Origin of the sequence: Spirosoma aureum (genome assembly GCF_011604685.1) — a bacterium.
In the GTDB taxonomy this organism is placed as follows: domain Bacteria; phylum Bacteroidota; class Bacteroidia; order Cytophagales; family Spirosomataceae; genus Spirosoma; species Spirosoma aureum.
Window position 1 is genome coordinate 8,158,975 of the sequence record NZ_CP050063.1, and the last position, 26,113, is coordinate 8,185,087.

Below are 26,113 nucleotides of genomic sequence, written 5' to 3' on the forward strand. Positions count from 1 at the left end.
TTAGGCAATGAGACCTGGAATTACTTTCCCGGAAACGTCTGTCAATCGGTATCGGCGGCCCAAATGTTTGAAAATCAATTTCTCATGATTAAGGCCTAACTGGTGCAGAACGGTGGCCTGAAAATCATGAACATGGACCGGATTGTTGACGATGTTATACCCAACCTCGTCGGTTTCGCCGTAGACAATTCCGGGTTTGATACCTCCACCCGCCATCCAGATCGTAAAGCAGCGCGGATGGTGGTCGCGACCGTAATTGTCTTTGGTCAATTTTCCCTGGGTATAGCTGGTCCGGCCAAACTCTCCCCCCCAGATCACGAGCGTTTCGTCCAGCAAACCGCGCTGTTTCAGATCAGTGACTAAAGCTGCCGATGCCTGATCGACGTCTTTAGCCTGTTTGGCTATTTCAAATGGAAGATTGCCGTGCTGATCCCAACCCTGGTGATACAGTTGCACAAACCGCACGCCGTTTTCAGACAACTTACGGGCTAGCAAGCAGTTAGCCGCAAAAGTACCAGGTACTAAGCAATCCGGACCATAGAGCTTAATGATGTCGTCCGGCTCTTTCGACAGATCCATTACTTCGGGAACGGCTGTTTGCATCCGGTATGCCATTTCGTACTGTTTTACTTTGGCCGTTATCTCCGGGTCGCCAAATTCCTGATACGAAAGATCGTTCAGTTGAGCCAGATTATCGAGCATTTCCCGGCGATCCTGCCGGTTCATGCCTTCCGGGTCGCGCAGGTAAAGTACCGGATCTTCGCCCTTGCTGAACTGAACGCCCTGGTGAATGGAATCCAGAAACCCATTCGACCAGAGTTTCGAATAAACGCCCTGTCCGTTGCCAATGCCACGGGAAAGCAGAACCGTGAAATTGGGCAGATTTTTGTTTTCGTTGCCCAGTCCGTAACTCAGCCACGCACCCATGCTCGGTCGATTGCCCTGTTGCGAGCCGGTTTGCAGGAACGTTAATGCCGGGTCGTGGTTAATGGCCTCGGTATACATCGATTTCACGATGCAAAGGTCATCCACAACCTTAGCGGTGTAGGGCAGCAAATCGCTTATCCAGGCCCCAGACTGGCCATATTGTTTAAAATCGACGAATGATCCGACCAACGGAAACGCCTTCTGATTGGCAGTCATCCCCGTTAGCCGTTGCCCGGCGCGAATCGAAGGTGGTAGTTCTTCGCCCAACATTTCGCATAGTTTGGGCTTGAAATCAAATAACTCCTGCTGCGACGGTGCCCCGTTCTGGAATAAATAGATAACCCGTTTTGCTTTCGGTGCGAAATGCGGAATGCCCGGCGTTAGCCCCTCTTCGTCAACGCCACGTCCACTGAACAGATCAGGAATCAGCAACGAACCCAATGCCGCGCTGCCCAGTCCTAAGCTTAATCGGGACAGGAAGCGACGCCGGTTAAAATTCAGGCCGTGTTCCAAAATTTCTTTTTCCATTGGCGTCAGGACTTTGTGATGGTTTCTTCCAGATTATAAATCGTTGTCACAACCCGCATCAATGCGGCAAGTTTACTCTTATCAATGCTTGCCGGTATGGGGTATTCACCAACGGCTACTACCTTTTCTGCCTTTTTTCGGTCGATCTTTTGTCGCTCTTTTTCGTAGTACGAAGCTAAAATCGTGACTTCCTGTTCAGTTGGTTTCCGGCTTACGATCAGCCGAAACGCTTTGTTTATTTTGTCATTGATTGCCCCTTTCTCTGCCAATAACCGGGCGGCCAACACGCGTGAGGCCTCCAGTACAGCCGGATCGTTAAGCATTACCAAAGCCTGAAGAGGTGTATTGGTCTTGAGTCGCTTTACTTCGCACAGATCCCGGTTACTGGCATCGAAAATAGCCATCGATGGCGGTGGGCTGGTTCGCTTGATCAGGGTATACATGCCCCGACGGTAGAGCTTCGAGCCATGATCCTGTGTATACATCGATAGTAATCCCCTACCCGATGTAGACCCCTCCCACAAACCCGGTGGCTGATAGGGTTTGACGCTGGGTCCACCAATCGTTCCGTTCAGCAACCCACTGCTGGATAGCACCAGGTCCCGGATAAATTCGGCCGGAATCCGGTAGCGTGGCCCACGAGCCAATAAACGATTGTCGGGATCGGTCTGTAGTTTTTCGGGCGTAACTACGGCCGACTGGCGGTAGGTAGCCGACATAACCATCTGCTTCACGAACCGTTTAATATCCCATCCGTGATCCATAAAATCGACTGCCAGCCAGTCCAGCAGTTCGGGATGCGAAGGTAGCTCGCCCTGCATGCCGAAATCACCCGATGTTTTAACGATTCCTTTTCCAAAAAACTCCTGCCACAACAGATTGACGTAAACCCTAGCCGTCAGAGGATTCTGCCTATCGAACAGCCACTTGGCCAATCCCAGCCTGTTTTTGGGGTAGTTCCTGTTAAAGGGTAAAATAGCTTTTGGTGTTCCCGGCTCTACTTCTTCGCCGGGCGCATCATATACACCCCGCTTGAGCACGAAGGTTTTCCGAAGGGTATCCTGGTCGCCCATGACGGATACGATCAGTCGGTTGGTGTCGCGTTTATTCACAAAAGACAGAATATCTTTTACATCCTTATCGCTGATTTCCATCAAGGGTTTCTTGGCATATGTATCGGGGCCACCAATAACCGATTCCATACCGACTTCCTTTATATTATTAAAAAAAGCGAACATCTGGTAGTATTCCTTCTGGGAGAATGGATCGTACTTATGATCGTGACAATGAGCACATTCCAGTGTCACGCCAAGCAATCCTTTGCCAAACATGTCGTTCCGATCGGTGACGTACATGATCCGGTATTCTTCCTGAATAACGCCCCCTTCTTCAGTTATTTTATGATTCCGATTGAAGCCCGTAGCCAGCAATTGCTCTTTAGTCGACGCTGGTAGTAAGTCACCGGCCAATTGCCAGGTAACGAACTCATTGTACGGCTTATTTTTGTTGAACGCATGGATCACCCAGTCGCGCCAGGGCCATTGCGTACGGTATCCATCGTCCTGATAGCCGTGCGAATCGGCATAACGGGCCAGATCCAGCCAATGCAACGCCATTTTTTCGCCATAGGCCGGGTTGCTTAACAATTGATCAACTGCTTTCTCATAGGCTTTTGGGCTCTTGTCGGCCAGAAACTGATCCATCATGGACAGGCTGGGTGGCAGGCCGAGTAAATCAAGACTGAGCCGTTTCAGCAGCCGTTCTTTGTCGGCTGCTGCGTTTGGTGTCAGGCCGTTCTGCTCCAGCTTATGCAGAATGAACCGATCGATCTCATTTTTAGGCCACTCCTTCTGATTAACCGCCGGAAGCACGGGTTTCTTTGGCGCAACAAAGGCCCAGTGCTTTTGGTAAGTAGCTCCCTGCTTAATCCATTTCTCAATGAGCTTGATTTCATGCGAAGACAGTTTCAGATTCGATGCCGGAGGGGGCATTAATGTGGCTGTATCTTCGGACGTAATTCGCAAAAAGACTTGCGACAGTTCCGGTTTGCCAGGCACCAACGCATGGGCTGACGGATGCTCTTTTAATGCTTTATAGGCGCTCTCTGCTACATCGAGCCGCAAACCTGCCTGCCGCTTATTGGCATCCGGACCGTGACAGGCCAGGCATTTATCGGACAGAATAGGCCGGATGTCAAAATTATAGCTAACTACGTCCGGTAGCTGCGCATTTTCAGTCATTTTTGACGAACTGGATGTACAGGACTGGAAACACCAGCCAATTCCCGCAATCACAGTAAACAGATAATAAGACATTGTTCTCATACTATCCCTCGCCTACTTTTTCAATCAAGGATAAAAAGAATTCTTTTCTACTTGCGGAGGCCATCATCTACCTCAAAGTCAACTACTTACAACAATCTCATTGAATTGTAAGCTACGGATTTACAATAGTCCCTTTGAGTCGAAATCCGCAGACCCGCAAGCCTGCCTTTACTAAAGTGGCTTTTGAGATCCGATTACTTATAGAACATCGGGCGGCAGGCACTCGGCCCATTCGATATGCTTCTTTTTTTAATTCCTGCACCATAAAACTGCCCAGTCCCCGCCGTCGAAACGGCTCATTCACCTGCCTGTAAATGGCCGCAAACGGCATGTTGTAATTCAGCATCAATCCTCCGCTGACAACTATGTTATTATGCAGTTCAAGTACATACGGGCTCTCGTCATCCATACCATCGTTAGTATTTCGCTTACGAAAAATGACGCCCCCAACCGTAAGATCAGTGATGATGTGATCGTCAAACAGGATCGCTTCGGCATGAATAGTTTGTGTGTATTCGTAGAGAATCGACGACAATAGCCCATCGTTGCTTTGGCTTTCGATAAATGTGGCTTCAGAAATCAAACAGAATTTGGGGAAAAGCAGATTGGCAAATCCTCTAAACGGAGGAATAATATAAAACTCAAAAATAGTATCCCGGTCTTCCCGACGATCTGTGCCCCAAACCGATCCATAGCCTACCCTGATGCCATCGACCGTAAACAGACAGGTATCCGCCCAACCATACTGATGGCATTTGTTGCAAACAAACTGGACGTTATTTTCCTGAAGAAATAAGACCCGAAAGTGCTGAATTTCATCCCCTGAGGTTTGGTAAATCTCTAGCTCCATAGAACGTAAAATGACCAACGGTCAGCCTTTTACTGCCGTTGGTCAATCACACCCACCCAAACTCAGTAATGTCGCCAGGCAGGAAATTGAATATCTATCAATTTCCGCCCAGCGAGTTCTCATCAATTAATCATCATAGGTTGTCAGGTAATGACTAAAGCCGATAGTGTAGTGAAGCTATTTATCTATTTGACAAGCTCTTATAGGCGGTAGTGGCACTAATTTTATTAACTTCATTTACCCTGTAAAAATCCGCCAGTACAAATGCAATACCGCTCATGGCCAGGGCAATAAAGCTGCTTGTCCATTCGGTTTCATGGCGCCAATTGGCAACGGCTCGGGGAATATGCAGGAGAATGACCCACAGGAGAAACATGATTCCCAACAAGGTCGTTGATAGCGGAATCTGCTTTTTCAACAGGACACTTGCCGCCGTCGCAATAAAAGCCAGCCCGATCAAATACGTCCAGAATAAATGACCCGGAATCCAGGATGGAATTAGTGTAGCAACAAAATTGGCATATATGAAATGCTGAATACCAAAGATGATGAGCGATAGGGCATATAACAGACTACCATACCGCATATAGATGTTGGTAAAATACCCCCGCCGGGTAACTGTAAAATCCGTCAACAATCCTCCTGCGATCACCAAAGCCCCTCCCATCAGCGCAATAAGCTCAGAGAAAGTTGTCCAGACCCCACCATTATACGGATTGGCGATCAGCCTGGGTAAGTGGGTAACCAGATCCAGCAGGAGAAACAATGCCCCTACAAACAAGGTTGCCCAATTGGCTTTTTTTCCGAATACCACACATAATCCGGCAATGCCTAGAGCTACTCCCGTTGTATAAACCAGCGCCAATCGGCCTGGAAGTTCAGCAGAAACAGGTAATAAAGCCGCAGGAAAATTGCCCGTTATGAGGTGTTCAAGGCCCAAGGCAAAAATAGCGGTGCCATACAGTAGCCGTCCCGACCGGATTAGTCTGTTCATCCTGTTTAGTCAATAAAAGTGTCCAATAAGCGGTTATTTGTCTGTTATCCAATCTCTCTTAAATGAGCCGTTTAAGCATAAATCGAACGGTCAACTGCTGACGGTTACGCTGAACAACCAACCCAATCGATTTTCCCTCGCCAGCCTGAAGCAGCCGATAAATCTCACTGATACTCAACGTGGTTGCCGGAATGTTATCGATCAACAGCAATTCGTCGCCGGGCCGTAATCCGGCTTGGTCGGCCGGAGAATTACGAATGATTTTATTCACGAAATATGTATGAAGATTATCTCCCTTCGCCCGCAGTTCCAGACCGCTCATGTCGTGCTCAAAACGCTCATTTATCAATCGTTTGACCGGTTTCAGGACAATGAACTGGTCAGGATAATTGAACGTCACACGAAACCGGCGCAGTAGTTCACAACCTATATTCCCCTGTCGCTCAGGCATTCCGGTTAGTTTTAAATCAAAATTTGAGCTATCAGGAAACGAAACGATCATATCGGCCAGTTGGTAGCGGCCAAAACATACTTTTTGAAAACGCCCGATGGTGCCTGATATAAGCCCCGTGAAACCCGACCCCAACGGGACCTGTACCATTTTGTCGGGTAGCGGTATCAGGGCGCTTCGGTTAAACCGATTGAGTAACAACGCCTGTCCCGCGCCCGTATCCAGCACTACCCGGAGCGGTTGAAACCGGGCTCCATCAAAAATCGACAGCGCATCCGTGTAGGCTTTTCGTTCCAGAACTGTAATCGGATAGCGTTCGCCTTTTCGCCGGTGATAGTGATACTGTTCAGGTTGCATCAGAATCACCTCCCGGCGCTGAAAGTCAATCGTTACCACCAGATTAGCGAAGAGTTCATAACCAATCAGGCCATGAACGGCTATGCCTGCGTACTCCGATAGCTTCAACACATCTTCATCCAGAATAACCAGATTGTGGTGTCCTGACCGTAAAGCACCCAGACTCAGGGTATTGTTGATCGCTACCGAGGCCGTTAGTGAGTTTCCTTCGCCAACACCGGCTATTTTAATCTGACGGGCTAATGTCGGTGGCCGTTTTGTGAATACACGACGGTCGGTAATGATGGTATGACTAACGCCCGTATCGACAATCAATCGTAAACTATCGGCGTCGTTCACGCAAACGGATATAATGATTAGATTCGACTGAAATTGAAACGGAATGCGCGTCGAAGTGCGGTGGTGTGTAAAGAAGAAACCGTAGGTGTCGTCATTGCCGATTGCAGGCTCGGTCGCTGAAGCAGCCGGGCCTGCAATCCAGAAAGACAATAATAAAACCAGCGCTCTCATCCTTACAGTTTCATGACAACAGGCAGTAGTGCTTCACCATTGTCATTGTCAACCAGCATATTGACTGTTAAATTTTCAGTGGTTACGTGAGATAATCAACTGTCTGAGACGAAGAACAACGTTCGGTTGACAGACGTACGTTTAGCGGATACAAACGTCGTTTGTCGCCTGTTGGTCCCTTTTTATCGCGACTGTTTCTACATTGATCATCACAGCAGACGCAGGTTGGAGAACACATCAATGGACTGTCGGATTTTTCGGTAAATTTGTCTATTAACGCCAGGAAGATGCCTCATTCTCAGCCGATCTATCGGGAAGTTGCAATTCATGTAGTAGCCTGGCTGTGCTATATAAACCTCCAGGTGCTGGCAGTCGATCAGTTCAGCAATCAGTATACAGAGCATCTGCTGATCGCGTTATCGGAGTTGCCAGCTCAGCTTCTGTTCACGTATACTACCCTCTACTGGCTTATCCCGGCTTATCTCTTAACTCTCCGGTATCTTTACTTTAGCCTGTTAACCTTGCTGGCTCTGGCTATTTGCGGGGTACTTTACTGGCTGGGTTATTATTACCTGTTTCTAGCTCTGTTTGATCCGGGAAGACTCGAACAGGAGACGCCCCTGGACCCCAGTCGCCTGATTCTTTCCAGCTTTTATATGCTCTGTACCAGCGGCCTGTTGATTGCTTTCCACATGATTCGGTACGGTTTCCGGCAGCAACGGCTAAATCAGCAGTTAATAATTGCCAATCAGACCGTAGAGCTAAAATCGCTGAAGGATCAGATCAATCCGCATTTTTTGTTCAATACCCTCAACAATCTATATGGCCTAACCAGCAGCAATCCCGAAAAAGCGGGCGAGGTGGTTCTGCGATTGTCGCAATTGATGCAGTATATGCTCTACGAGGGTAGCCAGACGCGGGTGCCCCTGCGGGAAGAAATAGACTATTTACAGAATTACCTAGCCTTGGAACGAATACGCTATGGTCAGGAATTACACCTGGCTTTTCATGTCAGTGGGGACACAGGAGGTGTACAGATTGCACCTTTACTGCTGCTCCCGTTTGTCGAAAATGCGTTCAAACACGGCCTGAGTCGTCAACTTAGCGAAGCCTGGCTTCAAATTCAGCTGACTGTGAATCAGAACGAATTGATCTTTAAAGTCGAAAATAGCAAACCTGTTTCGACTGGCCAGGCAACCTCATCCGGCATCGGTCTGCCAAATGTCGCCAAACGATTGCAACTGATTTATCCCGACCGTCACCGACTTCGGCAATTGGACGGCGTAGATTCGTTTTTAACGACCCTAACGATCGAGTTAACTCCCATTGATTTCACCCCAACAAAAGGCCATGAAAATCAAGTGTTTACTAGTCGACGATGAACCCATTGCGCTGGATATACTGGCTGCCTACATTCAGAAAGTAGACGTGCTGGAACTGACAGGTCGATGCAGTTCGGCAGTGGAGGCTTTTACGGTTTTGCAGAGTAAGCCGGTCGATCTGTTATTTCTGGATATTCAAATGCCTCAACTTTCCGGCTTTGAGTTACTCCGAACGCTCCCCAATCCACCTAAAACGATAATCACCTCAGCTTATCGTGAATATGCCCTGGAAGGCTATGAACTGGATGTACTGGATTATTTAATCAAACCGGTTCCGTTTGATCGGTTCATTAAAGCAGTGGGTAAGATGCTCACTCACCGGCCTACTGCCCCCGCACCCAACCCGGTACCCGAAGAAGGGCCATTTATATTTGTTCGGGAAGATCGTAAATTAGTTCGCATCGATCTGCGTGACATCCTGTCACTTGAAAGTTTACGAGACTACGTCAAAATAAGAACGGCGACACAGCAGGTCGTTACCCGCCAATCGATCGGTTACTATGAGGAGTTATTACCAGCCGAACAGTTTATCCGTATTCATCGATCGTTCATTGTAGCTGTGGCTAAAATCAAGGTGATAACCGAAAGTCACCTTGATATTCCCGGCCAGACGTTACCCATCGGTCGAAATTATAAGCAGCAGGTATTCGAACAGTTGCAGGTTCGGCATCTCCTTCGCAAGCTTCCCACCTAACTATATCGACTCCCATTAAGATCCTTTTTATCAGGATCATACGATGCCCAACCCATGCCCCGCATCTCCAATTACTTCTCAAAATTAACGATAGTCAATAGCCCGAATTGGCGTTGATTCCGTATTAAGGAGAAGTTGATTATTTTCTTTGTACAGAATGGATACAACGCCCTCAATAGCAAAATTGGCCATAGACGGTGGCGAAAAGGCCGTTAAAACCAATTTCCCCTGGCCGATCTACGATGAGCAGGATGTGCAGGCAGTAGCCGATATCGTGCGTAGCGGCCAGTGGGGTAATCCTGATTGCGCCGGGGCTGTAGCAGAATTTGAGCAGCAGTTTGCCACGTACTGTGGCAGTAAATACGCCATAAGTTGCGTAAACGGGTCGGTATCCCTTCGGTTGGCGTTAATCGCCTGTGGCGTACGCCCCGGCGATGAAGTCATTGTGCCACCCTATACCTTTATCGCTACCGCTTCGGTAGTGCTGGAGGTCAACTGCGTACCCGTCTTTGTCGACATCGACCCCAACACCTATAACCTCGATCCGAAAGCGCTGGAAGCCGCCATTACAGAGCGGACAAAGGTCATCATTCCGGTTCATTTTGCCGGACTGCCCTGCGATATGGACGCGATTCTGGACATCGCCAGCCGGTATAAGTTACGGGTACTTGAAGATGCGGCTCATGCACACGGGGCTGAATACAAAGGCAAAAAACTGGGCTCGATTGGCGATGCGGGCAGTTTCAGTTTTCAGTCGTCTAAAAATCTGACGTCTGGCGAAGGCGGCATGGTCATCACCAACGACGATGCGCTTTATGAAACCATGAATTCCCTGCGGAATGTTGGACGGCTCCCGAGCGGCCAATGGTACGACCATTTCAATCCGGGCTGCAACTACCGCATTACCCAACTTCAAGCCGTTTTACTCAGTGAACAACTCAAGCGACTTGACGAACAAACCCATATCCGAAACGAAAATGGGATTTATTTAGACAATTTACTGGCTGATATAGAGGGAATTGCACCCCTAAGCCGGGAACCGGTTGATATCCGTCACTCCTATCACCTCTATATTTTCAGATACAACAAAGCGAAGTTCAACCAGATGCCCAAGCAGGCATTTGTGGCAATGCTGGCGGCAGAGGGTCTACCCTGTTCTTCTGGCTACCCGCATCCGCTTTATAAACAACCCGTTTTTCAACAAAAAAACTGGATGTGCTATGCCATTCCCGACTCGGTCGATTATTCGCAGGTCTACTGCCCGGTTGCCGAACATGCCTGCGCCGACGAAGCCATCTGGATTTTTCAGCAGGCTATGCTGGGCACACGGAGCGACATGGACTCCTTTGCCGAAGCCATCCGTAAAGTTCAGCATGCCATTAACCAATAGGCCCCGCGGCAATTCCTTTCTCTTTACCACATGAATGCGTATCGTATCCTGAACTGGCTTTGCTCGTTTCTTTTCCTGATTTCAGTGGGATGTATTCCGCTGGTTGCACAGTCGATTAATTTTCAACGGGCCACAATGCTTGTGTCGCCCTCAATTCCGATGCCCATGCGGGAAACGGCTCCGAACTTATTGAGCGAAGAGATTGCGAAGCGAACAGGGATCACCTTGAAAAATTCGCCGGGCTGGTCTTCTGGAAAGTCCGTTACGATTGCTTTCGCGCTGTCGAGCGACAAGGAATTACAGGGCGTTGTCGTTCCGGTGAGCACCGAAAAAGAGCGACCAGAACTGAGGCCGGAGGGTTTTCGGGTTGTCAGTGACATAAAAGGAACCACCCTCTGGATTATCGGAGCCGACGCCCGAGGCATTTTGTTTGGAACGGGTTGGGTGCTCCGTCATCTGACTATGGACCAGAAACGGCTGGAGTTAGCAGTGCCTGCCAATATCGCTACGGCTCCAGCTTATCCGATTCGGGGGCATCAGTTGGGCTACCGCACAACCGCCAATTCGTATGATGCCTGGTCTGTGGCTCAGTTTGACCAGTATTTTCGGGAATTAGCTATTTTTGGTACCAATGCTATTGAAGGAATTCCTTTTCATGAAGAGGAAAAAGCCAGCCCGCATTTCAAGATACCCGCGCCGGAAATGCGGATCAAAATGAGCGAATTATGCCAGAAATATGATCTCGATTACTGGGTCTGGACACCCGCTACATTTGCTCTTACCGATGCGGCAAAGCGACAGGCGGAACTCGATCTGCACGAAGCTTTTTATCGGGCATGTCCGCGGCTCGACCATATCTTCGTGCCAGGCGGTGATCCGGGCGATAACCATCCTAAAGAGGTTATGCCTTTTCTGAAAGACCTGCACACGTTGCTGGTAAAATACCATCCTAACGCTAAAATCTGGCTTTCTCTGCAAGGCTTCAGCGTTGAGCAGATCGACTACTTTTACCGATATCTGGCTCAGTATAAGCCCGATTGGCTGGCGGGTGTCGTGCATGGGCCAGGCAGTCCGTCCTTGGCCGAAACCCGCTTTCGCCTTCCGAAACAATATCAACTCCGGCAATATCCCGACATCACCCATAATGTTCGCTGCGAATTTCCGACCGAGCATTGGGATCAAGCCTATGCGCTGACGCTGGGCCGCGAAGCGCCGAACCCCCGGCCTTATTCCTACGCGAGAGTACAGGCTGCTGCTGCCCAATTTACCGACGGCTTTGTATCGTATTCAGATGGTTGTCATGATGATGTCAACAAAGTGATCTGGAGTATGCGCGGCTGGGACCCGGACATGGATGTTCACGAGATTTTAGCAGACTATGGTCGTTTTTTCTTCGGCCCTAATCTAGCCGAAGCAACTGCTGATGGCATTGCGGCTCTGGAACAAAACTGGAATGGTCCATTGGCTGAAAATGGTGGCGTTGAGGCCACATTTGCCTACTGGAAAAAGCTGGAGATCGACAATCCAGCGCTTCATACCAACTGGCGCTGGCAGATTTTTCTACTCCGTGCCTATTACGATACCTACACCCGGCGACGATTACTCTATGAACAGGCTCTCGAAAAGAAAGCCAATACGATATTAGCCGGCGCCGATGCAATCGGTCCTGAAACGGCCATGACGCAGGCCATTGACATGATCAATCAAGCCGACAAAAAACCGGTATCGCCCGAACTCAGGAGCAAAATAGAAGCTTTATGCGCCGATTTATTTGCCGCCATTGGCTTGCAGACCAGCGTGCCAAAATACAAGGCAAAGGGTTACGAACGCGGGTGTTTACTGGACTTTGTCGATTACCCGCTCAATAACCGCTGGTGGCTGACTGATGAGCTGGCAAAAATCAAATCGCTGAAAACAAAGAATGAGCAGCTGGCCCGGCTAAACGAGATCGGCACCTGGGAAAACCCCGGTGAAGGAAGTTTCTACGATGATGTCTCAAGCGTGAGCAAAGGCCCGCGCGTGAAAACCTTCTCCGATGATGCCACAGATATTGCCTGGTGGAAAGACGGTTTTAGCCGCGCCCGGTTATCGTCTCAAACGTTTCAGCGCAGTCCGGCACTCGACTATGAAAACCTTGATCCGGGTGCCCGGTATGTCATTCGGGTCGTTGGTTTTGGTGAAGCACTTTTGCGGGTGGATGGCAAACGGCTGGAGCCTATCGTATACAATCGGGAAGCCGATGCGATAAAAGAATGGATTGTCCCTCTATCGGCCACGCAGGATGGTCGCATTAGTGTTATGTTCGATCAACCGGAAGAATCACATCTGAACTGGCGCCAAAACTCACGTATATCCGACATTTGGTTACTAAAACAATAAACAAAGGGTATATTATTGCGCATGAAACGCGATGATGCCCTGTGGAAAGCCATACTGGAAGATGTTTTCGATGACTTTCTGCGCTTTTTCTTTCCGAATGCCAATGAGTTATTCTTATTGGAAAATGACGATGAAACCCGTCGGATTGACTACCTCGACAAAGAATTAGAACAATTGTTTCCGCCTGAACAGGATACCTACGCACCCCGCTATGTGGATAAGCTGGTAAAAGTATTTATCCGCGAAAACGATCTGCCCCATGAACAATGGATATTGATTCATATTGAGATTCAGGGGTATAATGATCCTCGCTTTGCCGAACGGATGTTCCAGTACTATTACCGCATTTTTGACAAATACCGCCAGCCCATCACAGCTTTTGCCATTTTCACGGATGACCGCAAAGGCTATCATCCCAGCAAATATGAGCAATCCTATCTGGGTACTCAACTGAGTTATCAATACAATACCTATAAAATTCACGAACAGAGTGAAACCGATTTATTGGCCAGTACCAATCCCTTTGCGCTGGTCGTCCTAACGGTTAAAGCCGCTCTAAAAGCTAAAAACTTAACCGACGAGGAATTACTTGAGCTTAAGCTACGAATAGCTAAACTATTGTTAAACAGCCAGATATCGAAAGGAAAAATAAGAAGCCTGATGAATTTCCTTCGTTATTATGTCCGCTTGGAAAACCCGGAAACGAACCGTAAGTTTGAAAGAGAAATTGAAGCAATCACACAAAAAAATACGACGATGGGTATTGAGCAATTTCTCCTGGAGAGAGCTAAAAAAGAAGGGGTCAAAGAGGGAATTGAACAAGGGGCAGACCAGGAGAAACGAGTACTTGTGGCACGGCTTCTGACGAAAACCAGCTTTACCAGCGAACAGATTGCCGATATTGTGGAGGTGAGCGTTGCGTTTGTTGATGAGGTTAGAAAAGACACACTACCTGAATCTGACAGCAATGGGGTGGCCTAGATTATCACTACGCTGATGTCCTGGCTTTCGCTACCACAGGCAAAATAGAGCCTTACCTAAAGTCACTTTCCGGCCAGATACCGATGGCGATACTCAAGGGGCGTACAGCCTTTTATCTGCTTGAATTGACGGGCAATATTCTTCGTGTCGTTGAGGCCTAGATCCATCGCAATCTCAAAAACGGCCTGATCAGTTTCCAGTAGTTTTTTCGAGAACTTCTCAATACGCAGGTTCTGGATGTATTTGTAGATTGGATACCCAATGACCTGCTGGAAACGCATTTCCAGCGACCGTCTCGATAAGGGAACCTGCTTCACGACCTCATCAACCTGAAGGTTTTTGTCGATATTCTGGTGAATGTATTTCAGCGATGATGCGATGTATTCATCGTGGGTCGCGTAGATATCGGTCGACTGGCGGGTAACCACCTGCGTGGGTTCAACGATAATATCATAAATGTCGGTTATCTCCTTGCGAATCAGCCGATCGAGCAGTTGGGCAGCATCGTAGCCACCTTTCTCAGCATCCTGTACAATACTGGAAAGTGGCGGGTCAGAGAGTTCGCAGAGCATCTCATCGTTATCGACGCCCAGCACAGCTACCTCTTCGGGAATTCGAATTCGCGAATGCCGGCAGGTTTCCGTAATGTGCTGCCCCATCCGGTCGTCGCAGGTCAGAATGGCAATGGGTTTCGGTAACGACGACAACCACTTACTCAGCGAACTGGGTTTATAATGCCACAGATCACTCGAGCTGTACTCTTCATGTTCAAAATAATGCACCATGCAACCTGAACGAGATACCCGTTCGTCGAAGCCTTCGGCTCGCTCCCTTGACCAAACGATGTGCTTAAATCCGTAAAAAGCGAAATGCCTGAAGCCTTTTCTCAGGAAATAATCGGCGGCCATAGCCCCCGTTTCGCGGTGAGCACCCGTTATGTTAGGAATCTCGACAAAACGCTCTTTGAAGTCCTGCGCAATAACCGGGATGCCCGCCTGAACTATTTTTTCTACGCTACTATCGTTGTATAACTGCCCGATAATGCCGTCGGCTTCCCAATCGCGGGCCCAGTTCAATATGCCATCGACGCCCAATGTTTCCCGGTGAAAGAGGGGCATCTGACAAAACACCCAGGGGCCATATTCCCGCGCGTATTTGGATATCCCTTTCAACAGATTCCGGCTGTAGTCCTCGGAAAAATCGATCAGCAGAATGATCTTGTGCATGAGGATAAAGAATAAATGAGCGAAAGAATGAATGGGCGAAAGTGCGAATAAAGGCATCAATTATTCACTCATTCGCTCATTTATTCTTTCACTCTTTAGTTTAATTATCGCGTTTGTCACTAAGGGTTTTGCCCAGACACCAATGCTAAAAATATATCCTAACGTAATGAGCATCAATAACATGGCCCAACGAAGACCAACCAGTTCAGCAAATCCACCGATCATGAGTGGCACCAAAGCTCCACCCACGATTCCGGTACACAAGATACCTGAAAAAGTGCCATGATGTTGCGGTACTGAATTGAGAGCCAGCGAGAAAATAATCGACCACATGACCGAAGCAAAAAAGCCAGTACCCGGCAACGCGTAGAGCGCCAATTCTTTCGACCCAAACAAGCCCAGCAACAACGAACCAATAGCGCCTAAAGTGAAGACCAGCAGAACTTTGCGGCTATCAACGAATTTCAGCAAAACCAACCCCAGCACACAACCAACGGTCATTAAGCCCCAGAAATAAGCGACCGCCGTAGCACCCGTAGTAGTCGGGTCAACGCCATGATAGAGTTGCAGGAATTTTGACATCCAGTTCGCAATGCCCTGTTCGGTTCCGACATACGCAAAAATACCCGCAAAGAAGAGCAAAACGGTTTTATTTTGAAGTAATTCAACCAAAGTCCCGCCAACTTCTATTTTTTCATCGTCTTTAAGCGCGACCGCCGGGAATTTAATCAAAGCGACCACCATAATCATGAGCAATGTTGTCAGGGCGAAAACCCAGTATAACGATACCCACTCAAAATGAACCGGTACTACTTGATTGAGCAGGTGAATCAGAAAAGAAGTGTCGTTGGTATGAATCGTCTGAACGAAGTAGCTATAGAGCAGTGGGCTGAAAAACGAAGCGGCACCGGAAAAAAGCTGAGCAAGCACCGAATTAAACGCAAAATGTTCTTCGCCCCCGGCCACGCGCAGTAATGGATTGATGGCGACCTGCAACATGGCCATTCCAACGCCTATGGCAAACAAAGAAATCAGTGCTACCGAAAACTGGGGAATCATCGCGAAGAGTAACGACCCCAGAAATGCCAATGCAAATGCGCCAATCAGCACTGATTTTTCCCGGTATTTCTCCACCAGAATCCCCGACGGTATCGATACGCCATACGCCACAAAAAAAGCGAATGGAAGAAACCCGGCCAGCCCGATGCTCAGTTGAAAACTTTCGACCAGATCGGGAATAATTGGGCCCAGAATGTTGGTCAGAAAAGAAATGACAAAGAATATCAACAGAATCAGGCCAACAATCAGGGTGTTTCGTTTCATAATATCTTTTCTGAACTGTTAAACGGAGCTTGTTTATACCAACTGACGTACCAGAGCGGCTGCTCCCAACAGGGCAATATTTTCGTTCTGAGACTGGAAAATCTTCAATCGCCGAAGCGTTACCGGATACGCAAAATCGGCCATACTTTCGAACATGGTCGTTCTGAAAAAAGGAAAGGCTTTGGCAATAGAACCGCCCAGAATAATCACTTCCGGATCGTAGGTATAGAGCACAACTTTAACCGCATTGCCAAAGTGTTTACCAAATTCATCCCAGAGTTTCAAGGCATTCGGCTCTCCCAGAAGCGCAGCCTGACTGGCTTCAAGAGCCGTTGTGTGGTGAACGGACTCAAAAAAATCACCTGCGGCATACGACTCGATATTTTTGTCGAGATAAGGTAACAACCCGATTTCGCCCGCTCCGCAATTACTCCCCGTATACAGCTGATTGTCAATAACAACGCCCGAACCAAGTCCTGTACCAATGGCCATTCCAACCGCCGACCGATAGCCTTGTGCCAGGCCAAACTGGTGTTCTCCCAGAATAAAACAGTTCACGTCATTGTTCACAAAAACGGGCAGGTCAAATTCTTTTTCCAGAATATCACGCAGAGCTACTTCCTCCCACGACGGAATATTGGCCACATTATAGACAATGCCCCGATCGATATCGACCACCGACGGCACTCCGATACCAATACTGTTCACGGATGATTCCACAAATGGCCGGATCAGGTCGATAAGCTGCGCTAACGTAGCCGAAAGGGAGTCTTTGTCCTGCAACACCATACTCCTCTGACGAACAATTGTTCCATTATCGACCAGGCCTACTCGCGCATTAGTCCCTCCTAAATCAACCCCGATAGTCATGTTGAAATGCAGTTTTTAGCAAATACTTACTTTTTTCAGGTCATTCGCCCGGAGCCGTGACATGGTTCTATTGGGGAAAAGACCTGTTTTTACTCAATACCTTATAGATTTATACCGGTAACAAGAACCGAACGACTTGATCGGCCAGCCGCATCAAAACTTTTTAGTTTTACTGTAACCGACACCTTCACTGGATTTTTGTACAAAAGCGATTGAGCTGTTGGTTCGGAGCCATCTGTCGTATAGCGAATAGCCAGGCCCGGCAATTCAACGTTGGCTTTTAACGTACCCTTTTCGATCAGGGCTCCCGGAAGCGGCAACCGGTAGTTATATCCGCCATTGATACGGGCCAGGCGCGGAAGGTCTTTTTGGGCCAGCGTATTGGCAAATACGTTCCAGCCCGTACTGATCGACTTTTCGCGTGCCTGCCGGTTTTCGATGGTTTCCCACGGCCGCTCGGGTGCCCAGGCACTTTCGGCAAAGCCCAGTAGTTTGGGAAGGATATCGTATTCGGCCATGTCGCGCCCTTTAACGGTTTCGCTCCAGAGTTGCGACTCGACACCACGGACGTTTTTACGCGCTTCAGGCTTCATATGCTCCAGACCCGCAAAAGTCAATGGTTTACCCATCGCCGTTTTGTAGGTGGTTTTGAACATATCGAAAGGCGCAAACGCCCAGTTATTGCGTGTATCGACGTAACCCGCCCAATAAAGCCCCGGTTCCTGAGGATCATTGTTATAAGCCATATCGAAATAAAAGTTCGAAACGTTGCACAACACGACCGGATAACCAGCATTCGCCAGTCGATTACCGAGATCAAGATCGAACAGGTTATTCCAGACATAAGGAACGACCCCTTTCCCAACAAATTCAGGATTCATGACTAATTTCCCATCGGCGGCTTTTACCAGAACGGCCTCTTCCCAGGCATGCACTTCCAGCTTTCGTTTAGCGAGTCGTTCCCGAAGTTTTCCAAAGAAATACGCCTGCAAATTTTTAGCATCTTTGATCGATGGATTCTCCTTCAGCAATTTGGCCGCAATGGGCGATTTTGTCCAGACTCCTTCGGGTACTTCATCGCCACCAGCGTGCATGACGTCCATCGGAAGACCGGCCTCCTTGTATAGTTTGGTGATTTCATCCACCACTTTTTCGTAGAAATGATAGGTAGATTCCCGCCCGACGCTCACCACATTGTCGGTATAGCCTTGTGCCGAAAGGTATACGGATTTATCATCGGGGTCGATGAGCCGATATTCGTTGGCTTCTTTTTCCTTCCCTTCCTTCATCAATCGTTCATAACGAGCTTCCATCGCTTTGATAGCTGCCCTGGCATGGCCCGGTAAATTCACCTCGGGAATTACCTTAATGTGCCGCTCTTTGGCATATTTCAAAATTTCGACAAAATCAGCTTTCGTATAATAGCCGCTGCCGTACTTGCCTTCGTCGTACGCTTTTGGGCCAGAACCGTAGGCGGGATGGAGTACCGGCGTTTCTTTACCTGATGTATGCTCCCGTTGCGCTCCAACCTGGGTTAGTTCAGGCAAACCATCAATTTCGAGCCGCCAGCCTTCGTCTTCGGTCGTATAGAACAGAAACTGGTTGACTTTATAAAACGCCAGCAGGTCAAGAAGGCGCAGAATGGTTTCTTTGGTCTGGAAATTCCGGCTGACGTCCAGGTGCATACCACGAAATTCAAACCGGGGTGCATCCTCAATCTGCACGTAGTTGAGCGCAATATCGGCGGAGGGGTTCAAATACGAAGCAGTCGGAATAAGGGCCAGCAGACTCTGAACACCGTAGAACACGCCAGCGGCATCACTCCCGGTGATGGACACGCCATTGCCATCAATGCCTAACCGATACGCTTCTTTATCAATGCCATTGACGTTGATTTTACCCGTTTTGAGGGAAATACCTTTCCCAGATGACGTTCCGGTAGTCACGGAGAAATCCTTACCCGTGATGGCTTTTAGTTTCTGGCTCAGAAAACGGGCTTCGCTTTCGAGATCTTTATCGGCATAAATCGGCAGCGACGAATTCAACGCCAACGTTCCCACCCCTGTAGTCAACCTAACCGGCGACGGAATAATTTTCTGTAACTGTTCAGTGGGTAGCAACGAAACGGCCAGGTTATTTCGATAGGTGGCTGAGGACGTTGGCAGTGGCTCCAGATCGGCGGATCCCCGTAGCATCTGTTCTTTCCGGGTAAACGGTACGATTGTATAATTAGCCTGCGCGATCTGAACAATGTTTTCCTCCTTGCCGTCTTTGTCGTAAAAAACGACGTACAGTCCCAGCGGTGCATCGGTCACTTTGGTAACTGCCTCCGTTCCCTGGTACAGAATTTTCGTTGACGCACCCGGTTTAAGGCTAAATCCTTTATTGGGAACCAGCTTGTACCAATCGCCATTGATGTGCTGAACCGTAGCTGGCTGGGGTGTTCTGGCGGGAAGAATAGGCCGGGGCGATATGTTGAAAAACAAGGCCCAATTGGCATCTGTCAACGGCAAATCGCTCTTATTCGTGAGTGTAAAACGAGCCTCGAATCCGTCTTTTATGTCCGTAAAATTACTAACCAATTCCCAGGAAACGGCCAGTTGCAGTCCCTTGTCAATTCCCGCCTTATCTGCCTGCCGACAACCGTTTACCCAACTAACAGCGAGCAGGAAGAGGACGGCATAAAAACTGGTACGCATAAATCTTCGGGTTTAATAGCCTTTATAGTACTCAAATCAGTACTAAAGATACTATTGCCGTAACATGGCTTTTTTCACTTTTTAATGATGCCGCAACCGAGCCGACTCATTTCATTAGATGCGATGCGTGGATTTACCATCGCGGCTATGATTGTTGCCAACTTTCCAGGAAACGAAGAGTTCGTGTATTTTACGCTGAGACACACAAAATGGAATGGCCTATCGTTCACCGATTTAATTGCACCGACCTTTCTATTTATCGTGGGTGTTTCCATTGCGCTGGCCTACGCGCAGAAGCTGGATAAAGGCAATCCCAAAGGCGAACTCTACCGAAAAATCCTGATCCGGTCATTAAAGATTTTCGCCGTAGGCATGTTCCTGAATCTGATGCCCGATTTTGATTTTTCGAACGTTCGATGGACGGGCACTCTCCACCGTATTGCCATTGTATTTCTGGTCTGTGCGTTTATTTTTATGAATACAAGCTGGATGCAGCAAGCCTGGATTGGAGCCATTACGCTGGTTACCTACTGGTTAGTCATGACCCAGATTCCATCGCCGGATATGGGCAAAGTCGTCCTGGAGCCAGGTCAGAATCTAGCCGCCTGGTTTGATCGGCAATACCTGCCCGGTCGGATGTGGCAGGGCACCTGGGACCCCGAAGGCATTCTCAGCACGTTTCCATCAATCGTAACGGGCATTACCGGTATGCTGGCCGGCCGCTGGATGCTCAGTCGCGCCAGCCCGACCGAAAAAGTGTCGTATCTCATGACCGCCGGCCTGTTTACGGCGGCCGCTGGCTATTTCTGGGGGCTTACTTTCCCTGTGAATGAAAACCTCTGGACGAGTTCATTTGTGCTCGTCACGTCAGGTTTTGCTGCATTGCTGCTGGGTTCATTGTATTTTCTCGTCGATGTTCTTGGGCATGCGGGCGGCACGAAACCGGGCGTCATTTTCGGTGCCAACGCCATCACGGTGTATGTACTGGCCGACATTTTCGCCCTGTTTTTTTACCGACTTAAACTCGGAGGTCATTCCATAAACGAGCACGTTGTGAATGGATTAATAGCGATTGGCATACAACCCGAGCTCGCTAGTCTAACCTATGCCCTGTTTTTCATCGGCATCAATTTCATTCCGGCCTATGTGCTGTATAAGCGAAAGATTTTCATCAAACTATAGAGACGCCATACGCTTACCAACTATGTCAATTCGATTTCTCATTTTCTTCCTTTTCAACCTGACAAGTGCTTATTCAGGCTCAATCGATTTGTCGAAGGCGCGTATCGTCAACGTTGTTTCAGATAGGAAAGCCTTGCATAGAACTGTGGAAGTTCTTCAGGAGGAAGTTCGGAAACGGAGCGGGATTCAGCTCACCGTTACCACAAAACTGCCTGCCGATAATCTGCCGTTTATTGGTCTTGCGCTGGAAAGTGACTTACCACAATTGCCTCAGCGTTTCCGAACCTTGCTTCAGGCCATGCCCGAAAGCAAAAATGAGGGCTTCAGACTAGTTGCGATCGAGTCGGCAAATGCGGTTCTGATTTTAGGGCACGATGCGCGGGGCTTACTCTACGGGGCCGGGCGGTTACTTCGTAAACTGGACATGCAACCGGGCAAACTGACTGTAGCCGGAAACCTGGCCATTGCCACCAGTCCCCGGTATTCCATTCGCGGGCACCAACTTGGTTATCGGCCTAAAACCAATGCCTATGATGCGTTTTCGGTGGCTCAATTTGACCAGTACATTCGCGAGCTGGCCCTGTTCGGTGCCAATAGCATCGAGATTATGCCCCCGCGTACCGACGATGATTTCACCAGTCGCCACATGAAGCTTCCGGCCATCAAAATGATTGGTGAACAGTCGCGGATTTGTGCCGAATACGGACTGGATGTCTGGATGTGGTATCCGAATATGGGCCAGAACTATACGCATCCCGATTCCATTCAGAAGGAGTTAGCTGAGCGACACGAAGTTTTTTCGTCCGTGCAGAAACTGGATGCCGTTTTTGTTCCGGGCGGTGATCCCGGCGAACTGGAACCCGATGTGCTCTTTGCCTGGCTCGAAAAAGAAGCACAGGTTCTGCATAAATACCATCCGAAAGCCAAAATCTGGGTATCTCCGCAAGTTTTCCGACCGACGCAACAGTGGTTCGATGCCTTCTACAAACATGTCAATAAGGGCTACAACTGGTTTGGTGGGGTAGTTTTCGGGCCGTGGGTCAAGATGCCGGTTCAGGAGATTCGTAAACGAGTCAACCCTTCTATTCCGATTCGCCATTATCCCGACATTACGCACAATTATGCCTCCCAATATCCGGTGCCGCACTGGGATCTGGCCTGGGCCATGACCCTCGGTCGGGAGTGCATCAACCCACGTCCGCACGACGAGAAAGCGATTCACAATGCACTCGATGAATTCGGAGCAGGCAGCATCAGCTATTCGGAAGGCACCAACGACGACGTCAATAAGTTTGTCTGGAGCGATCAGGACTGGAACCCGGAAACGCCGGTCATTGAAACATTACGTGATTATGGGCGACTTTTTATTGGGCCTACCTTCACCGAGTCCGTTGCGCAGGGACTTATTGCGCTGGAGCAGAACTGGCGGGGTAATTTGCTGACGAACGATGCTGTCGAGCGGACACTGATGCAATGGCAGGCACTGGAAAAATCCATTCCGCAATCGATACGACAAAATCCCCGTTTTCAGATGGCCCTGATCCGGGCATATTACGATGCCTACACACGCCGTCGGCTGCTGTACGAAACGGACCTGGAACAACAGGCACGCAATCAACTGGAAATGATTGAATCGGGAGGCTCGCTGGCAGCCATGCGGCAAGCGAACGTCATCCTCGAAAAAGCCTGGAAAGAACCCATTCTGCCCGCTTTTCGACAGAAATGCTTTGCTCTGGCCGATTCGCTCTACAAAAGTATTGGCGCACAATTGACGATTGAGCGACACGGAGCGATGTCGGGGCGGGGTAATTTTGTCGATAATATCGACATTCCGCTCAATGACTCACCCTGGCTTTTATCGCAGCTTTTGCAGATTGGAAAATTGACGGATGAATCCGAACGAATCCAGAAAATTCGTGAGATGCTGCACCGTACTGATCCGGGACCAGGTGGTTTCTACGACCATTTCGGCGCGCCCGAAAGCTGGCACCGAGTTGTTTCTGACATGAGTTGGGCGACCGATCCGGGCAGTTTGCAATCGCCCAGAATCGGGTTCGGCGTTGGTTTGGTAGGAGTCGAGTGGGTGGATGAAATTAAAGCAACGGGCTTCAAAGGGCAGATCACCCCACGGGCCTGGATGAAACAGGCGAAAACCCTCTACGATCAACCCTTGAAAATCGCCTATACCGAACTTGATCCCAACGCTACCTATCAGCTTCGGATTGCCTACACCGGGCGTTTTCAGTCGCGCATGAAACTCATGACCGATGATGGTTCTATGGTCCATGATTTTATTCAAACGGGCCAGCAGCCCATCTATGAATTCGACGTACCGAAAGCCGCTCTGACTGATGGAGCCGTTACGTTCATCTGGACGTGCGGAGAAGGCGAACGCGGCTCACAGGTGACGGAGATATGGTTGGTCAGGAAATGATGGAAAGGGGGAAGAAGAGACAGGCCTGATGTTCTTTTACTCTGGCTATTTGGCAGAATATAAATATAGGACTTTGGCTTAGCGGTCCGCCCAAACGTAGCAATCAGAAGTGCTGCCTGTCCGACGAAACGTGGCACTACGACTCTAATTAACGAACAGTATCCCTGCGGCTTATTTCCGTCTGGATGCTCTTCAGGTTTTTTGAATATCTGGAGCCAATTATCAGAGAAAAAATTAGCAAAATAATAGGAAGGACAAACCCTTTATGTGTAGCCGAATAAACCGCAATACCAACGATAATTCCGATGATCACAGCAGTTGTAATTTTTTGTGATTTCAATTTTTTTTCTTCTGACACTAATTCCTCAAGTGTCATTTTAGAGTAGTCTTTACTTGAAAACATAATACTGTCAACGTTAAGAAAATCCTGGAACTTTGGGGCGGCACTGACTGTCATTTATTTACATTGTCGCCCGAAATTGGGTAATTCTGACTCTGGCAAAGAAATCTCATTTGCAGTAGAATGACAAATCATACTAGTATTTCCTTCGCCCATCGCCTAATTTGTAGTGTCTCGTTAAAGGCCTGCTCCGGCAGCTTGGCCATTTTGCATACATGTTCTTTCGTCTCAAGGAGAAGCGTTTACTGAGACGAAAATAGATAACCCAGTACTCTAAATTATATATTCATTTGCTTACCGAATTGTACAGTGGAGTAGAAATAGTGAAAGTCTATTTTATATAAGTATTGGACACTGTTTTCTATCGAAACAGGGTTTTAAATCGATCATTTTATCACTTAAATTAATTGATTATGAAATTCATCCTAATCGGAACGTTTTTACTTTCAACTATTTGTTTTGCTGCATTTAGTCAAGAAAAGCACAACACGGCTGTTCCTGAAAAAGGCTTAACTAAAGTATCTATCATGTACCCTTATGCCGAAAATAAAACCTTTAATATAGAGTACTATGAAACCAAGCACATGCCTATGGTAGCAGGTTTTTTAGGGTCAAATTTGGTTAAATACACCATTGAAAAAGGAGTTGCCAGTGGTATCCCAAACCAACCACTGCCTTTTATGGCGATTGGCACATTCTACGTAAAAAGTCTTAGTGACTATCAAGCGGCTATTGGGCCAAACAGAGAGGCCATACGTGCAGATTTTCCAAATTACACGAATATCACCCCCGTCATTTTGGTAAGTGAGGTGGTAAAGTAAACAAGGGTGTAGCTAGAAAAGGTAACGCAACGGCAAACCGCAAAAATTGTCAGGACCTAGCTGTAGCTCTACAACTCTAGCCTCTGTTTATGTATATCCAATTGTAAAGTGTTTGCTCAATAGCACGATATGAGTGTGACTGTTGCACAACTCTATCAATGCCTAAAACCTGGGGATAGGTTGATTTTTTGTATTTTCAGCTATGCAAGGCAGAAAAGTCGACCGCGAAAAACTCATCACCTCGTTTCAGCTTTCCAGCTGTATCCCCAAGCGAAACCGCTCCGCTCCAGCGGCCTGGTTACCCGTTGGCTGAAGGAGACGCTTGACCTGACTCTTCTGTACAACATACCAAAAAATGCTATGGCTCAGGGGCAATCCATCGATTGACCCAGTGGTAGCCTTCGCGTTTAGGCTCAGCGGGAGAATACACTCCTGTTTAAATAATCAGAAAACTGGAAAGCGTTGCATCTAAAGGAGTTGTGCGACAGAATTAGACAGGGTATCTAAATAAATGTTTCAGAAATCATTAAGATACATTCTCAGGTGAATGTATCTTAATCACCAGCTTCACTACAGCCACCCAAAACGCTCCAATAGACGGTCTTTTTGCTGACGTGATACGGGAATATTGCTACCATTACTCAGTACTAAATACGTTCCCTCTCCTTTGACCAGTCGTTTGATGTGGGCGAGGTTAACAATATATTGCCGGTGAACCCGTAGGAAATTACGGTTTTCGAGCAGTTCCTGAACATCACCCAATGTTTTGGACACCAGATATTTCTCGCCATTGTCCAGCACAAAATTGGTGTAGTTGCTGTCCGACTCGGCATATAGAATCTGGTCTGTATCGACAAAGGCGAGTCCATTCGCATGGGGAAGGGCGAGCCTGGAGGGCTTAGTAGAACGAGGAACGCCTGATTCACCTACTGGTGGATAATAGGCTCGCAGCAACTCCAGTTGTTCCGTTAGGATGTGAGTAGGTATTGGCCAGCCAGGGGTACTTCGCTGGACAATCTGTTCGGCTCGACCAATGGACTTCACTAAATCAATTGTATCAACAGGTTTCAGCAGATAATCTAAGGCGGCAAACCGAAATGCCTGCACCGCATACTGATTGTAGGCCGTTACGAAGATGACCTGAAAGGAAAGTTCGCCCAATTGTTCCAGCAATTGAAACCCATTCAGCATCGGCATCTCGATATCCAGAAATACCAGTGAAGGCTGAAGAGAACGCAAGGCAAGTAGCGCAGATGGGCTGTCGGTAAATTGCCCGACAAGCTCAATTTGTGGGCAATGACGTGCCAGTTGCATAGCCAGTAACTCAACATTGTCGGGTTCATCGTCGATGATAACGGTGCGAAGCATAGATAAAGAGCGAATGAGTGAAT

19 protein-coding genes are annotated in these 26,113 nt (G+C 48.3%); 8 read left to right on the plus strand and 11 right to left on the minus strand.

Annotation, left to right across the window (positions count from 1 at the left end):
* From G8759_RS32660 to G8759_RS32680, 5 genes are all read right to left on the minus strand, one after another.
* A complete protein-coding gene (locus tag G8759_RS32660) occupies positions 1-1,455 on the minus strand; it encodes a DUF1501 domain-containing protein (RefSeq protein ID WP_162389152.1) in 1,455 nt (484 codons plus the stop codon).
* Between the two features lie 5 nt (positions 1,456-1,460).
* Positions 1,461-3,779: a PSD1 and planctomycete cytochrome C domain-containing protein gene (locus G8759_RS32665; RefSeq protein ID WP_167217521.1), complete on the minus strand. Its 2,319-nt coding sequence runs from the start codon at positions 3,777-3,779 to the stop codon at positions 1,461-1,463.
* A 112-nt stretch (positions 3,780-3,891) separates the two neighbouring features.
* A complete protein-coding gene (locus tag G8759_RS32670; RefSeq protein WP_167217523.1) occupies positions 3,892-4,629 on the minus strand; it encodes a GNAT family protein in 738 nt (245 codons plus the stop codon).
* A gap of 181 nt (positions 4,630-4,810) precedes the next feature.
* Positions 4,811-5,623 (minus strand): DoxX family protein, encoded by an 813-nt coding sequence (locus G8759_RS32675; protein ID WP_167217525.1) that lies wholly within the window; start codon positions 5,621-5,623, stop codon positions 4,811-4,813.
* A gap of 58 nt (positions 5,624-5,681) precedes the next feature.
* The gene (locus tag G8759_RS32680; protein WP_167217527.1) at positions 5,682-6,941 is read right to left on the minus strand and encodes a PDZ domain-containing protein; all 1,260 of its coding nucleotides are present in this window, start codon (positions 6,939-6,941) and stop codon (positions 5,682-5,684) included.
* Positions 6,942-7,228: 287 nt separating this feature from the next.
* Between G8759_RS32680 and G8759_RS32685 the strand changes: the two genes are divergently transcribed.
* The 5 genes from G8759_RS32685 to G8759_RS32705 all read left to right on the plus strand — a co-directional run bounded on the left by G8759_RS32685 (position 7,229) and on the right by G8759_RS32705 (position 13,767).
* Entirely contained in the window at positions 7,229-8,323 is a 1,095-nt protein-coding gene (locus tag G8759_RS32685; protein ID WP_167217529.1) for a sensor histidine kinase, read from the plus strand.
* The gene (locus G8759_RS32690; RefSeq protein ID WP_167217531.1) at positions 8,292-9,017 is read left to right on the plus strand and encodes a LytR/AlgR family response regulator transcription factor; all 726 of its coding nucleotides are present in this window, start codon (positions 8,292-8,294) and stop codon (positions 9,015-9,017) included. The genes G8759_RS32685 and G8759_RS32690 overlap by 32 nt, the downstream gene beginning before the upstream one ends.
* A gap of 157 nt (positions 9,018-9,174) precedes the next feature.
* Positions 9,175-10,407, plus strand: a complete 1,233-nt coding sequence (locus G8759_RS32695) for a DegT/DnrJ/EryC1/StrS family aminotransferase (RefSeq protein WP_167217533.1) — start codon at positions 9,175-9,177, stop codon at positions 10,405-10,407.
* A 30-nt stretch (positions 10,408-10,437) separates the two neighbouring features.
* Entirely contained in the window at positions 10,438-12,786 is a 2,349-nt protein-coding gene (locus G8759_RS32700) for a hypothetical protein (RefSeq protein WP_167217535.1), read from the plus strand.
* Positions 12,787-12,807: 21 nt separating this feature from the next.
* On the plus strand, positions 12,808-13,767 hold the full coding sequence (locus G8759_RS32705; RefSeq protein ID WP_167217537.1) for an RpnC/YadD family protein: 960 nt from the start codon (positions 12,808-12,810) through the stop codon (positions 13,765-13,767).
* A gap of 62 nt (positions 13,768-13,829) precedes the next feature.
* Here the strand turns inward: G8759_RS32705 and G8759_RS32710 are convergent, their stop codons facing one another.
* From G8759_RS32710 to G8759_RS32725, 4 genes are all read right to left on the minus strand, one after another.
* Positions 13,830-14,993, minus strand: coding sequence for an AraC family transcriptional regulator (locus G8759_RS32710; RefSeq protein ID WP_167217539.1), 1,164 nt, complete (start codon positions 14,991-14,993; stop codon positions 13,830-13,832).
* A gap of 60 nt (positions 14,994-15,053) precedes the next feature.
* A complete protein-coding gene (locus G8759_RS32715; protein WP_167217541.1) occupies positions 15,054-16,316 on the minus strand; it encodes an MFS transporter in 1,263 nt (420 codons plus the stop codon).
* A gap of 33 nt (positions 16,317-16,349) precedes the next feature.
* Positions 16,350-17,186 carry an ROK family protein gene (locus G8759_RS32720; protein ID WP_167217543.1) on the minus strand — a complete coding sequence of 279 codons (837 nt, stop codon included), beginning with the start codon at positions 17,184-17,186 and terminating at the stop codon, positions 16,350-16,352.
* 101 nt (positions 17,187-17,287) lie between these two features.
* Positions 17,288-19,885: a family 20 glycosylhydrolase gene (locus G8759_RS32725; protein ID WP_167217545.1), complete on the minus strand. Its 2,598-nt coding sequence runs from the start codon at positions 19,883-19,885 to the stop codon at positions 17,288-17,290.
* 84 nt (positions 19,886-19,969) lie between these two features.
* On the opposite strand from G8759_RS32725, the gene G8759_RS32730 reads away from it, so the two are divergent.
* Both G8759_RS32730 and G8759_RS32735 read left to right on the plus strand, forming a co-directional pair.
* Positions 19,970-21,067, plus strand: a complete 1,098-nt coding sequence (locus G8759_RS32730; RefSeq protein WP_167217547.1) for an acyltransferase family protein — start codon at positions 19,970-19,972, stop codon at positions 21,065-21,067.
* A gap of 22 nt (positions 21,068-21,089) precedes the next feature.
* On the plus strand, positions 21,090-23,501 hold the full coding sequence (locus G8759_RS32735) for a glycoside hydrolase family 20 zincin-like fold domain-containing protein (protein ID WP_167217549.1): 2,412 nt from the start codon (positions 21,090-21,092) through the stop codon (positions 23,499-23,501).
* Positions 23,502-23,649: 148 nt separating this feature from the next.
* Here G8759_RS32735 and G8759_RS32740 read toward each other — a convergent pair whose 3' ends face one another.
* Positions 23,650-23,904: a hypothetical protein gene (locus G8759_RS32740; RefSeq protein ID WP_167217551.1), complete on the minus strand. Its 255-nt coding sequence runs from the start codon at positions 23,902-23,904 to the stop codon at positions 23,650-23,652.
* 410 nt (positions 23,905-24,314) lie between these two features.
* Here G8759_RS32740 and G8759_RS32745 point away from each other — a divergent pair, with 410 nt between their 5' ends.
* A complete protein-coding gene (locus G8759_RS32745) occupies positions 24,315-24,722 on the plus strand; it encodes an EthD family reductase (RefSeq protein WP_167217553.1) in 408 nt (135 codons plus the stop codon).
* 570 nt (positions 24,723-25,292) lie between these two features.
* Here the strand turns inward: G8759_RS32745 and G8759_RS32750 are convergent.
* A complete protein-coding gene (locus G8759_RS32750) occupies positions 25,293-26,090 on the minus strand; it encodes a LytR/AlgR family response regulator transcription factor (RefSeq protein WP_167217555.1) in 798 nt (265 codons plus the stop codon).
* Between the last annotated feature and the right edge of the window lie 23 nt (positions 26,091-26,113).